The organism is Alteromonas sp. K632G, from assembly GCF_017653625.1.
Classification (GTDB): domain Bacteria; phylum Pseudomonadota; class Gammaproteobacteria; order Enterobacterales; family Alteromonadaceae; genus Alteromonas; species Alteromonas naphthalenivorans.
The window spans coordinates 176,109-189,063 of sequence record NZ_JAGGDM010000008.1 but is presented as its reverse complement, the minus strand read 5'-3'; the positions used below and the strand labels follow the sequence as shown (position 1 = coordinate 189,063).

Annotated in this window: 14 protein-coding genes; 7 read left to right on the top strand and 7 right to left on the bottom strand. The window is 43.6% G+C overall.

What is annotated here, in order from left to right; genetic code table 11:
• Positions 1 to 227: 227 nt before the first annotated feature.
• The 5 genes from J5X92_RS10155 to dapA all read right to left on the bottom strand — a co-directional run bounded on the left by J5X92_RS10155 (position 228) and on the right by dapA (position 4,503).
• A complete protein-coding gene (locus J5X92_RS10155) occupies positions 228 to 551 on the bottom strand; it encodes a hypothetical protein (protein WP_013784228.1) in 324 nt (107 codons plus the stop codon).
• A 96-nt stretch (positions 552 to 647) separates the two neighbouring features.
• Complete coding sequence (locus J5X92_RS10150; protein ID WP_208805647.1) at positions 648 to 1,517, bottom strand: DMT family transporter; 870 nt, start codon at positions 1,515 to 1,517, stop codon at positions 648 to 650.
• 259 nt (positions 1,518 to 1,776) lie between these two features.
• A complete protein-coding gene (gene purC, locus J5X92_RS10145) occupies positions 1,777 to 2,490 on the bottom strand; it encodes a phosphoribosylaminoimidazolesuccinocarboxamide synthase (RefSeq protein WP_013784230.1) in 714 nt (237 codons plus the stop codon).
• 12 nt (positions 2,491 to 2,502) lie between these two features.
• Positions 2,503 to 3,606, bottom strand: coding sequence for an outer membrane protein assembly factor BamC (gene bamC / locus J5X92_RS10140; RefSeq protein ID WP_208805646.1), 1,104 nt, complete (start codon positions 3,604 to 3,606; stop codon positions 2,503 to 2,505).
• Positions 3,607 to 3,618: 12 nt separating this feature from the next.
• A complete protein-coding gene (dapA, locus tag J5X92_RS10135; protein ID WP_013784232.1) occupies positions 3,619 to 4,503 on the bottom strand; it encodes a 4-hydroxy-tetrahydrodipicolinate synthase in 885 nt (294 codons plus the stop codon).
• A gap of 180 nt (positions 4,504 to 4,683) precedes the next feature.
• Here dapA and J5X92_RS10130 point away from each other — a divergent pair, with 180 nt between their 5' ends.
• Both J5X92_RS10130 and bcp read left to right on the top strand, forming a co-directional pair.
• Positions 4,684 to 5,247, top strand: coding sequence for a glycine cleavage system transcriptional repressor (locus J5X92_RS10130; RefSeq protein ID WP_208805645.1), 564 nt, complete (start codon positions 4,684 to 4,686; stop codon positions 5,245 to 5,247).
• Positions 5,225 to 5,695 (top strand): thioredoxin-dependent thiol peroxidase, encoded by a 471-nt coding sequence (bcp, locus tag J5X92_RS10125; protein WP_013784234.1) that lies wholly within the window; start codon positions 5,225 to 5,227, stop codon positions 5,693 to 5,695. The genes J5X92_RS10130 and bcp overlap by 23 nt, the downstream gene beginning before the upstream one ends.
• A gap of 135 nt (positions 5,696 to 5,830) precedes the next feature.
• On the opposite strand, the gene J5X92_RS10120 is transcribed toward bcp, so the two are convergent.
• Positions 5,831 to 6,907, bottom strand: coding sequence for an AI-2E family transporter (locus J5X92_RS10120; RefSeq protein WP_013784235.1), 1,077 nt, complete (start codon positions 6,905 to 6,907; stop codon positions 5,831 to 5,833).
• A gap of 279 nt (positions 6,908 to 7,186) precedes the next feature.
• Here J5X92_RS10120 and J5X92_RS10115 point away from each other — a divergent pair, with 279 nt between their 5' ends.
• On the top strand, positions 7,187 to 8,656 hold the full coding sequence (locus J5X92_RS10115) for a M48 family metalloprotease (protein ID WP_208805644.1): 1,470 nt from the start codon (positions 7,187 to 7,189) through the stop codon (positions 8,654 to 8,656).
• Here the strand turns inward: J5X92_RS10115 and J5X92_RS10110 are convergent.
• Positions 8,651 to 9,178, bottom strand: a complete 528-nt coding sequence (locus tag J5X92_RS10110; protein ID WP_244360552.1) for a TlpA disulfide reductase family protein — start codon at positions 9,176 to 9,178, stop codon at positions 8,651 to 8,653. The two genes, J5X92_RS10115 and J5X92_RS10110, sit on opposite strands and share 6 nt — an antisense overlap.
• Positions 9,179 to 9,510: 332 nt before the next feature.
• On the opposite strand from J5X92_RS10110, the gene arsC reads away from it, so the two are divergent.
• The 4 genes from arsC to J5X92_RS10090 are packed head-to-tail and all read left to right on the top strand — an operon-like array spanning position 9,511 to position 12,911.
• Complete coding sequence (gene arsC / locus J5X92_RS10105) at positions 9,511 to 9,864, top strand: arsenate reductase (glutaredoxin) (protein WP_129738150.1); 354 nt, start codon at positions 9,511 to 9,513, stop codon at positions 9,862 to 9,864.
• Positions 9,864 to 10,580, top strand: coding sequence for an NAD(P)H-dependent oxidoreductase (locus tag J5X92_RS10100; RefSeq protein WP_208805643.1), 717 nt, complete (start codon positions 9,864 to 9,866; stop codon positions 10,578 to 10,580). Before arsC ends, J5X92_RS10100 begins: the two co-directional genes overlap by 1 nt.
• Positions 10,570 to 10,989: a DUF2069 domain-containing protein gene (locus J5X92_RS10095; protein ID WP_013784241.1), complete on the top strand. Its 420-nt coding sequence runs from the start codon at positions 10,570 to 10,572 to the stop codon at positions 10,987 to 10,989. Before J5X92_RS10100 ends, J5X92_RS10095 begins: the two co-directional genes overlap by 11 nt.
• Complete coding sequence (locus J5X92_RS10090) at positions 10,989 to 12,911, top strand: hypothetical protein (protein WP_244360549.1); 1,923 nt, start codon at positions 10,989 to 10,991, stop codon at positions 12,909 to 12,911. Before J5X92_RS10095 ends, J5X92_RS10090 begins: the two co-directional genes overlap by 1 nt.
• Positions 12,912 to 12,955: the final 44 nt, after the last annotated feature.

The following is a 12,955-nucleotide window of genomic DNA, read 5'->3' as shown; positions in this document are numbered from 1 at the left end:
CTTTTTAGTAAAAAGCTTGATAGTAAAAAGCGAGAAAAGATGGCTGTAATGGAAAATGGTAATAGCGTGTTATTCACTCAACCGCTATAACGTAACCGCTCTCATTACGACTCCATCAGTTGATAAATGACGTAGATTAGCTTTATTTCCCTTATGCTTATTTACGTCATTTTTTTATGTGTTGAAAACCAAAAGCTCAGCTTATCGGCATGGGTTAACGACTTGGGTTATCGACTAGGCGTAGATTGCACTTTTAAGTTGTAGTCTTTCGCTATGCCCTCAACAATGCGGGTTAAGCCCACTATCTCGCCTTGGTCGTCCTTACTCCATGTGCAAGTAAGCGTGCTGGTGCCTTTTCGAAGCTTGCCCTGCCAACTGTCATGGCTTACATCTAGGTCGCCTCGAGCATCAGTTAATTCCCAGCCTTTATCTTTAAAGTCGAAAACAATGGTGGCAAACCTTTCGCCTGGGATAGCTTCAATAATTTTTAAGTCTTTACGCTGAAATTTAGAAGCAATTAGTGCACGCCGAATGTTAGTCAATAAGCCCACGTTAATCCCTTATAGTAATGGTCGAAGCTGCGGTTTTTAGTCTGAGCTGCCGCTCATATTAGCGTTGCGGCTTATTATAGGCCAAGCTTTATTAGATTAAGCTTTGCGCATTTTAATAACCAACCAAATACCGCCTAATGTCATTAAAGACGCAACCATAATTTGTACGCTAATGGCTTCGGCAAGAAACGCCCAGCCCATCAGCGTGGCAATAACCGGAACACTTAACTGAACGGTGGCAGCCGTTGTCGATTGAATTAAAGGTAATGCCTTGTACCAAATGGCATAGCCACAACCAGATGCCACTATTCCAGATGCCAGCGCAAATAACACCCCATCGTTGCTCCATTGCCAAGTATCGGTTACCCATAACCAAACAATCAAAGGCAGGGTAAGTAGCGTGGCATATAAAAAATTACCCGCCGTTAGCAATAAGGGCGTATTACTCTTTTTACCTAGTAAGGAATAAAAACCCCATGCAATACCGGCGCTTATCATTAATAAGGCTGAAAACAATGGTGGCGCGCTAGCCCCTGGAAGCAGCAAGATAACTAAACCTGCAAAAGCCAGTAAAAACCCTAGCCACTGAAATGTAGCAAAGCGTTCGCCTTTTAATAAGCCTACTGAAATCATAGTGAGCTGCACTGCGCCAAACAATAACAACGCACCTGTGCCTGTCGACATCGAGATATACGCATAAGAAAATGCAATAGCATAAACAAATAGGCTTAACGCCCCTGCTATTGATGCTTGTTGTTTAATTGCTGCAATTGGGCTGGTGTTTTTTGAAGAACGGCGGGCAGTAAAGGCCACTAAAAGGGCTAAACACAATGCGCCACTGGCCAAGCGTATTGTGGTGAAAAGGCCCGGATCGATATCAGTATTAGCCAATGCCATTCGGCATAATAACGAATTGGCCGCAAACGCCAGCATGGCAATACACACTAATCCGTACGGGTTACCCATTCGTTTTCTCCAGCAGCGTATACATAAAAGCCCTTTTTATAATGATGATAATTTTATAGCGTTTAGTTGTGCATTAAGCATTATATAAAATGCACAAAGCTCTTTTTGAACAAGGCTATTTTAAATAAAGCATTGTTTAATCAAAGCTCTGTTAATCAAAGCTCTGTTAATCAAAGTGTTGTTTAATTTACCTTTTTACAGACAAAAGAAAAGGACCGCAATGGGTCCTTTTTTCGTTCAATCTTTACATTACTAGCCGTTAAAGTGAAACACCTAAGCGTTCTGCAACTTCAATGTAAGTTTCAACTACTGAGCCTAGGCCTTGTCTGAAACGGTCTTTATCCATCTTCTTACGGGTTTCTTTGTCCCACAAGCGACAACCGTCAGGGGTAAATTCATCACCCAAAACAATGTTGCCATCAGGATCAACACCGAATTCAAGTTTGTAATCTACTAGCAACATGCCTGCTTCATCAAACAGCGATTTAAGTACGGCATTTACTTTAAACGTTAACGACTTCATTTCAGCAATTTGCGCTTCAGTCGCCCAACCAAATGACACAATATGATAATCGTTAATCATAGGGTCGTGCAGTGCGTCGTTTTTAAGGAAGAATTCAAACACAGGCGGTGCCAACGTTTGCCCTTCTTCTACACCAAGACGACGAACCAAAGAGCCAGCCGCTAGGTTACGAACAACACATTCCACTGGGATCATGTCTAGCTTTTTAACTAAAGATTCAGTGTCAGAAAGCAACGCTTCTACTTGCGTAGCAATACCTGCTTCTTCAAGTTTAGTCATAATAAAATGGTTAAACTTGTTATTCACTTCGCCTTTACGGTCTAGCTGTTCAATTTTTTCACCATCGAAAGCTGATGTGTCGTTTCTGAAATGCAGAATTAACTTATCGCTGTCATCGGTAAAATACACAGTTTTTGCTTTACCGCGGTAAAGCTCGTCACGTTTTTCCATTCTCAGTCTCAATTATATATCAAGGTTATCTTCTGACATGACCTCGGCAAATGCGCCGTAAAGGTCTGAAACCTGATTGGCTTCAAAAGGTTCGCTTTCATTATTCATGAAAGTCACTGAACTGCGTTTCTCACCGGCACGCGAAACTTTTAAACGGTAGTCACCTTTTTCAAGTAACTCGTTGTCGCTGGAGAACAAGCCGCCCCACCAACCCGTGTCACTACCATTATAGGTAACAAACAGTAAGCCGTTTGATTTGTCTAAATCTTTTACGTCGAAACCAAGTTTACGCAATACTAGTAACATACGTGGCCATACCACGTCGTATTGTGCATCTACCATAAATGCGGGGTTGCCGTCATCGTTAAAGCCCATTTCGGTATTTAGGCCTTGGCGAATACGTGCAATACGGCGGGTTTCTTGTAACTGAATTTGGTATTCGTAATGACCAATCACTTGGTTAAGTACGTCTACTTCTTCGCGGCGCTCTTGCATGCTTGAAATTTCTGCAACAACATCGTCACCTGTGGTGGCCATGTAGTCTTTTAAATCAACAGAAAGCGCTGCGGTTCTACCGTGAGGCTTTACTTCTAGAACGAATTCAAAGCGGCGACCCACTTCACTTTCCGTGCTGGTCCAGCTGTACCACGGGCTATCCACTTCTTTTTTGATGATCATCCAGTCAGTGTTTAGCACTTGCTGTTCAGGATCGAAGAAATCTACGCCAATGCCTTGCTCGTCTAGGAAGCTTAACAAAGAATTCCACACGGCTTGGCTTAACGGCTGGCTATCATCAACTTGGTCAAACCAAATTGTTGCTGTGCTTTTGCCTTCTTCAACGTGTGAACCCGTAACAAGCGGCAATACCAATGCAGGAGACTGCACAAGTAATTTCTTTCCAACAAGACTTTCATCTACGCTTTCGTCTAATTCAGGTACTGCAAACTCTCTAGAAAAAGTTGGCGCATCTAAGTCGGCAGGAACACGTACTGGGGTTTGTTCTTTTGTTTCTAAGTATTTGTACGTTCCTGAAGCCGTCTTTCTATCTGTTTGGCTTGAACAACCTGCAAGTGCGATTACAACCATCGAACTCACTATAGCCAGCGTTCTATTCATCTGTGTTCCTTATTAACCCGAAATCAATGCGTATTTTTGTAATAGTTCTTCGATATGTTTTTGGCTTACAAGTTCCGGTAAAACCATAGGTAATCGCATTTGTGCACTTTCCATCATGCCCATTTTGTATAAAGCCCACTTTGGAATAACTGGATTAGGCTCGATAAATAGCGCGCTGTGAAGCAATTCGATGCTTTCATCTATAGTGCGACATTTATCAAAATCTTTTGCTAAAGCGGCTTCGCACATTTGTGCAATTGCTTTAGGTACCACGTTTGCTGTCACAGAAATAACCCCATGACCGCCTTCACACATGAACTCACAACTTGTGCCGTCATCGCCACTGAGTAAAACGAAGTCTGAAGGTACAAGTGCTTGTGTTGCTTTAAGGCGAGCAATATCGCCTGTTGCGTCTTTTAATCCAACAATGTTTTTGTGAGATGAAAGTTCGGCAACGGTTTCAGGCAGCATGTCAGCAACGGTTCTACCCGGTACATTGTATAATAACACCGGTAAATCGCTGGCATCAGCAATGGCGTTGAAGTGTGCCACCATGCCTGCTTGTTGAGGCTTGTTGTAGTAAGGAACTACACTTAAGAAGCCGTCGATACCGGCCGCACCCAATTGTTGGGTAAGAAAAATCGCTTCGGCAGTTGAGTTTGCGCCACTACCTGCAATAACAGGAATAGCGCCAGACACCATAGCAACGGTCTCTTTAACTACGTTTACGTGTTCATCAAACGGCAAGGTGGCCGACTCGCCAGTGGTGCCAACAGACACAATACCATGTGTGCCTTGTTCAACATGAAAGCGCACTAGCTTCTCAAGTGACTTGTAATCGATGTCGCCGTTTTCAAACATCGGCGTGACGAGTGCTACGTAACTACCAGTAAACATAATCTCTCCGCAAAATATGAGCGCACATGGTAAATATGTCGGTAGCTAAACACAAGCTATCTCACGCCTAAATGCCAAGAATTTGACAATAATCTGTATCAATACTACAAAAAGCCGCTGGTACTAAAAAAAAACTCTATGCTACCATCACGCAATACGTTTCTTGTGATGTAGGTTTTAATGTCTCAGCAACAACTGATTGTGACCATTTTAGGTTCAGATAAAACGGGTATATTAAGTGAAATTGCATCCACGGTATCGGAAGCCCAGTGCAACATTTTAGATAGTCGGCAAGCTATTTATGGTCAAGAATTTTCACTCACTATGATTTTAGAAGGTTCGCAGTCAGCCATTACTCGCGCTGAGTGTGCTGTGCCTCCCCTTTGTCAGCGTCTCGATCTGCTTTCCATGATGAAACGTACTAGTCACCACGAAAAGCAAAATCTCGATCACTTATTTCACGTTGAATTCAGCGGCGAAGATACCGCTGGCCTTATTGAGGCAGTGACGGGCTTTTTCGCAAAACGTAACGCATCAATCAGTGCATTTAGACAAGCCACATACAAAGCGGCCGAGTGTAAAAACGAATGTATGCGATGCAAGTTTGTTGTGAACATGCCCGCCTCGGAAGATTTTGCTGCTCTAGAATCAGAACTAACCGCGTTGTTTGAAGAACTCAATGTAACCGGTAAAGTTGTAGACAAACATATTAAGGAATCTAATGAACACGCTTCAAGCTGGTGATAAAGCACCACAGTTTTCACTTCAAAACCAAAATGATGAAACCATTACGTTATCAGATTACCTAGGTAAAAAAGTACTGGTTTACTTTTACCCTAAGGCGATGACGCCAGGTTGCACCGTGCAAGCACAAGGCTTACGCGACAGTAAAGAGGCGTTAGACGGTTTGAATGTGGAAGTAATGGGTATTAGCCCTGATGCGGTTAAACGCTTGCCTAAATTCGCTGAAAAGGAAAGCCTAAACTTTACTTTGTTGTCTGACGAAGACCACGCCGTAGCAGACGCTTTTGGCGTATGGGGTTTGAAAAAATTCATGGGTAAAGAGTATGACGGCATTCACCGCATGAGCTTTTTAGTAGACGAAAACGGCGTTATTGAACACGTTTTTAATAAGTTTAAAACCAAAGAGCATCACACAGTGGTGTTAGATTACTTGGCCGATAACAAGTAACTCTTTATAAACGTATTTCGTTAGCGGTTTGATATCGATTTAATATTGATAAAAAGATTGATGCAAAGCTGACAAAAAAGGCGGTAGTTCACACTACCGCCTTTTTTATTTCACTGGATTGTAAATATGTACAGCCTATTTGCTTTCAGCCACCGGTAATCCAGCAGGATTACTCGACCACGCCGTTATTACTGCTTTTACCAATGTTGCCAACGGTATAGCAAAGAAAACGCCCCAGAAGCCCCAAAGGCCGCCAAATACCAGCACAGCAATAATGATATACAGTGGGTGCAGGCTTACTGCTTCAGAGAAGAGCAAAGGCACCAATAAGTTTCCATCTAATGCCTGAATAATCGAATAGGCAATAAACAAATACCAAAAATCAGGCGTTAAGCCCCACTGAAATAGTGCAACTATGGCAACAGGAATGGTGACTACCGCTGCGCCTATGTAAGGAATTAGCACAGAAATACCTACCAATACGCCAAGCAAAATAGCATAACGTAAATCCATGAAGGCAAAGGTCACGCACGACACTAAGCTAACAATCACAATTTCTATTACTTTGCCGCGAATATAATTGGCAATTTGTGAATTCATTTCATGGCCAACTTGCGTAATTAATCGGCGCTCTTTAGGCAGCAAGTTAGAAATGCTTTCTAAGAAATACATTTTGTCTTTCAACATGAAAAACACCATTAAAGGCACAAGCACCGCATAAACTAACAGCGCAGCCACATTGGCAATGTTGCTAAAAGAAGCTGATATTAATGTTTCGCCTACACCAACAAGTTTGTCGTTTAGCCCTTCCATCATTTGATGAATCTGGTAAACCTGCACGTAGTCTGGGTATTTTTCTGGCAAGGTTAAGATCCAATCTTGGGCCTTTTGCCATATTAAAGGGGTTTCTTGAATAAGATTAATGCTTTGCCGAGTGACAATGGGCACTAAACCAATCAACATGAAAATGACGAGGGTAATGAACCCCATTAATACGATGCCGCAAGCTATAGCGCGGCTTACGCCGAATCTAACAAGGTGGGTAACCGGCCAATCAAGTAAATAAGCCACAATGGCTGCCACTAAAACAGGCATGATAAGCTCGCCCCACAAAAGCAGCGCGGCGGTTGTAATAAGTATGAGTATAAGCAGCATAGCTGCATCAGGATCGGAAAATTTGCGTCGGTACCAGCGACCAAACACACTGATCATAAAAGCTTCCTGAGAAATTTGAAGAATAGGATACGCATCATAGTGTAAAGACTAAGCATCGGGCAATACACTTTCTATTTAAATCAATCTGGTAAGACGATTTAACAAGCAATATTCAGGTCAAATGCCAAAGTAATTGATAAGGGTAAATTGCACTAAAACTGGCATAAACCTACTTATCTAGGCAGAATGATAAAATTCATAATAAATAATTGAAACTGAAACGGTACTTTGGTGCTCTAATACGTATTCCAGTATTGTTCAGTAAATCACAGGTACATGAAGAAAAGGTTATCTCAAAAACTCTTGGTGCTGTCTTTCCTTATTACAGCAAGCTTGTCGAGTATTGCGCAAAGCGTGAGTTACACGAATAAAAATGCGCTACCTGAAATTGGTGTAGTGGCGTCTGACGCTATTTCTTTAGACAAAGAAATGATTGTTGGCGATGCCGTTATGCGTCAAATGCGCGGGCAAAGCCCGCTAATCGCCGATCCAGTTTTAGACGAATACCTACAAGATTTAGGTAACCGCTTAGTTATTCATGCCGAAAATGCTAAATTCCCCTTCCGTTTTTTCTGGGTAAATAACGACGCGATTAACGCTTTCGCTTTCTTTGGTGGGCATATAGGTGTTCACACGGGCCTTATGCGACGGGCAAATACTGAAAGTGAGTTGGCCTCGGTGCTGGCTCACGAAATTTCTCACGTTACACAACGGCATATCGCTCGAAGCATGCAAGCGCAACAACGTTCGTCGCCCTTAGCGATTGCGTCTCTTATTGGTGGCGTATTAATTGCCATGGCAAACCCTCAGGCGGGTATGGCGGCAATGCAAGCTGGCCAAGCGGCTTCTGTGCAAATGCAAATTGACTACACCCGCTCTAATGAACAAGAAGCCGACCGCATCGGTATTGCCATGCTTTCTCGAGCAGGTTTTGATGCCAATGGCGCTGCCGACTTCTTTTCAATTATGGCTGAAGAGTATCGAAACGTTTCTCGCCCGCCAGCGCGTTTGTTAACTCACCCATTAACGGAATCTCGTATTGCCGATGCCCGTTCGCGTGCAGACGACTACCCTTCTCGCTTTGTTCCGGTAAGTAAACAGTTTGAACTTGCTAAAGCAAGAATCATGGCCAGGTACTCATTCGAACCTGATTACGCGGTAGAGTATTTCACCGCACAGGTAGATAAAAAGGCTTATCGAGTACGAGAAGCTTCGCTTTACGCCTTAGCATTGTCGTATATGCGAACGGAAGAGTACGACAAAGCCCAAGAAATCATTATGGGTGATTTGTTAACCAAAGATAGCGGCAATCTGTTTTACCTAGACGCCGCGACAGATATTTACATTGCTAAAGGCGAGCCTTTGAAGGCAGTGGAAATGCTGTCACCTTTTGTAGAGAACAGCCCACGCAATCAAGTATTGGCGCTTAACCAAGCGAATGCCATGATAAGTGCTAGTCGCTACGATGATGCCATTAGCTTATTGAAAGACTTTTTATTGGTGAACGACGAATACCAAATTGCGCATCAGTTGATGTCAGAAGCGTATCAAAAAGCGAAGCGCTTTTCGCAAATGCATCAAAGTAAGGCAGAAGTGTACGCCCTGTATGGCGCCTATACCCGCGCCGTAGATGAATTACAGTACGCTTATAACTTTGCGAAAGATGACGATCATCTTCAAAAGCAGCGCATTAGGGCAAGAATAAAGCAATTTAGAGATCAAGAAGAGCGGTTACAGCGTTTATAGCGCCCGAGCCTGCAACGCTGCAATTTTGTCTTTTAAGATGTCAGCGGTTACCTCACCTAAAATTTCGGCTTGAACCTGCCCTTTCGGGCCCACTATGTAAGTCGCCGGTAAATACGGCGGCTTAGTAATGGGAAGCTGGGTTTCTTCATTAGCCACAATCAAATTTAGCGTAATATCAAACTTGTTTGCCATGGCCTGTAAATCATCTTCCGGTAGCACGTCGTAATTAATGGCGAATAACAAAGTGTTTGGCGGTAGGTTTTCGCTTAAATGATGTAACTCAGGCATTTCTCTTAAACACGGCGCACACCAGGGTGCAAAGTAATTAATGATCACCCAATTACCTTCTAAATCACGCCATTTATATGTGTCGCCCTGAAGGGTTTCAAAGTCGGTTTGATGGTAATTGTAAAACCATACTCCAGCGGTTGCTGAAAGTAGCATCACCAATATAATCAACAGCCCTTGCTTCACAGCGTTCGTCATTTTTAGCGTACCTTCTTTGCCGTACTTCTTTGCCATACTTCTTTACCATAGAAAACAGCGTTATTATTTATAAAAAATATAAACAACAATATAAATAACAACGGTGTGCAAACATGCCTTGCTGCGTATGTAATAGCAAGTATTTTCATGTATTTGGGAATGAGATTACCTTGGTATTTACGCCAGATTTAACGCGTAGTTTGCACAAGCAGGGTTAATTGCTTAGCATCACCTTTCATTTATGGGGCCTACACACCAATATTATTGCGCTTTTGTCACTAATAAGGCCTTAGCACCTTGAAAAATACCTTCAAACAAGCAATAGTCAGCGCCAAAATTTGGCAATGATTTAACGATGAGGCGACATTATGTCTTCGGTTACTATTTTACATAACCCGCGCTGCTCTAAAAGCCGCCAAACCTTAGCACTACTTGAAGAAAAAGGTATCTCGCCTACCGTAGTAGAGTATTTAAAAACGCCACTGAGTATCGATGAACTTAAAACCTTGTTCGGACAACTTAACATAGAAAATGTGCGAGACATGATGCGTACAAAAGAAGAAGCCTATAAAGCGAATGCATTAGGTGGTGCAGATATTACCGATGAGCAGCTTTTCGCCGCTATGGTAGAACACCCTAAGTTAATTGAGCGCCCTGTGGTGATTAACAACAATGCAGCCCGTATTGGAAGACCGCCAGAGGCCGTACTGGAAATCGTATAATGGGCCCTATTTTAATTCTTTATTACAGCCGACATGGCAGTACCAAAAGGTTAGCCGATGCCATAGCACAAGGCGCAATGGCTGAACTATCAAGCATGGAAGCCAATGCTATCTCTGCATCACCTGCTACCGCTGCATCATTTGTGCGACCTGAAGTAATTGTGCGCAGCGTGGCAAGCCTAAACATTAACTCGAATAGTTCAAGTGATCAGGGCTCAGGCGAAGAAAATGCAGACGCCAGTTTAAAAGAGGCAAACCCTAACGCCGCCCCTACGGTAACCTTACAAGAACTCGAGCAGTGCAGCGCGCTTGCCCTAGGAAGCCCTACGCGATTTGGTAACATGGCTGCACCAGTGAAGCACTTTTTAGACAGCACCAGTAGCCAATGGTTAAAAGGCTCGTTAATTAATAAGCCTGCGTGTGTATTTACATCAAGTTCTTCTATGCATGGCGGTCAAGAATCAACGCTGCTGTCTATGATGCTTCCGCTATTTCACCATGGCATGGTGATGTGCGGCCTGCCCTATAGCGAGCCTGCGCTTCATCACACGCGAAGTGGTGGTAGCCCTTACGGTGTGAGCCATGTGGCCCTAGATAATGCGGTCACACTTACCGAAGATGAAAAATCTTTATGTATTGCTCAAGGTAAACGTCTGGCAAACTTAGCCAGTGCTTTGTGGCATGCGAATAACCAGGAGACAACACATGGCGCCTAATACGCGTTTTTATCGTTATTTGGCACTGGGTTGTCATACCTTATTAATTGTGTGGATTATTGCGTGGCAGTTTTTTCTTAATAAAACGCTAACGTACTCACCAATATTTATTACGCTAGTTTATTTAGTGCCGTTACTTTTACCTTACAAAGGCGTTATACAAGGTAAGCCGTATACTCACGCTTGGGCAAATTTCGTGGTACTGTTTTATCTAATGCACGGTTGTACTGTGGCTTATGCTGTGCCTGAAGAACGCTGGTATGCAGCAATTGAAATTCTACTATGTGTGGGAATGTTCGTTGGTTGCAGTGCGTTTGCGCGTAAACGTGGACGTGAACTTGGCCTTGGATTGAAAAAACTTAAACAAGTTATGCAAGAAGAAAAGGCGCATTTCGAACAAGGGGAATAATGATGAAGTGGCTACTACCGATTTCACTGTTGGCATTATATGGATGCGGCGGTTCAGGAGGAGATAGTAGTGTCACAACCCCCACCCCATCTTCGCCACCCAGTTTAACCATACAGGGCGCCAGCGAACTCATTGCTGGCGACTCTGCTGATTTTGCCGTTATTGCCCCATCGGGCACATCAATCACCAGCGTAAATTGGACCGTTAATGCGGTGAGTGGTGCAAGCACAGAAGCAGGCAGTATCGCTCCTCTTGCCTCTCACACCCAAGCCATAGGCTTCGATGTTACGGCGGCCGGCGAATACCTTGTTTCGGTTACCGCATCGTTTTCAGTCGGCGAAACCTCTACCCTAGAAACCTTGACCCAAGAGCTTAGCCTTACCGTTATTGAAGGTCAGCCTCCTGAAGCCATTTTACGCTTAGGTCACGAAGCCAGCGAAGGGGGCCGCGTTTCACTGCACGTAGATAACAACAGTTTAAAAACCGTAACGGACATTACCTGGGAACAGCTATCAGGGGCATCCATACCCGCATTTACCTTTGATGACGACGATTTATCCTACAACCTTTATTTTCAAGCACCACAAGTCAGCGCCGACAGCATTGTAGAAATTCAAGCTACGCTAACTTTTGATGATGATTCTGTTGCAACCGATACCGTTCAGGTGGTGATAAAAAATATTGATATAAATTCAGATGCGTATTTCGTTGACGACTCAGGTAGTATTCCAGAAACCGTGACTTCGCACATGCAAGCGTATCGTCCGAATAGCCCCTATGCCTCTGCGTTAGAAGCTTGTGTATACAACAATGAACTAACATCAAGCTGCACCTTTGCCCAACTTCCTCTTATTGGGCAGCAAACAGAATCGCCTACTATTGATGATATTTTAGATAGAACCTATGTGTCACATCCTTGGATGGGAGAAGCGTTCGAGCAATTCTTACAAACCTCTAACAGCAGCGAAGATTTGCTACAAATGCTAAGAGCAACCAGTGCGGTTGTAATTTCTTACGATATTCGCCCCTCATTTTATTGGGCGGTTACGGGTGCTATTTATCTGGACGCAAATAATTTTTGGCGCAGCCCTGAAGAACGAGACACCATTAATACCCAGCCCGACTATCGAAGCGGCTTTGGTAGTGATTTAGATTTTTCTATCTTTTGGCGATATGTAAAAGAAGGTGAATACTACTACCCACAAACTGGCTTAGCAGCGTCAACAAGGGCAACCCGCACTCAGCAAGGTGTCGATGCCGCATTAACATGGTTGATGTACCACGAACTCGCCCACGCGAATGATTTCTTCGACTATACAACTTGGTCGTCCTTATCTAACAGCAATACCCCTTTAAACTACGTTAACAACAACTCTCCTTTATCTACAGGCCTTGAAAACACCTTGCCACTGACTTCATCGCAACTGCATGCGCTGGCGCAGGTACGCTACGGAGGCGATGCGGCTAACAGTACACAGCGTGCTTACTCTGCGGCTCAAGTGGCTAATTGGTTTGCTAACGACGGCGCAGTGACCTTTTATTCCTATTATACCGAAAGAGAGGACTTTGCTAATTTGGTCGAGCGTTTCATGATGCTTTATCGAATGGGCGCCAGTGCCGATGTGGGTATATTTTCGGGTGATGCAGTAGACGATGGTTCTTATAATGTCACGTGGGGCCAACGAGATCGTATTAACGATGACAACCTTCAACTACGCGTAGATTATGCGGTTAGCCGGGTATTACCCTTGCTCGACATTCCGGCTATTCAAGCTGCCATGCCAACACCGACTTTATTTCCTGATGGTAGCACGTGGTTTAATACGGTTAATTTAGACAATGAAGAAAGTGTCGAGCTAACTGGCGATGAAAAAAATGCGATTATAGAAGCACAAAAGAAGCTGGAAGAAAGTCAATATTAGGCGAGAAACATTAGGCGAGAAACGCGGTACTGAAATTACGGCAG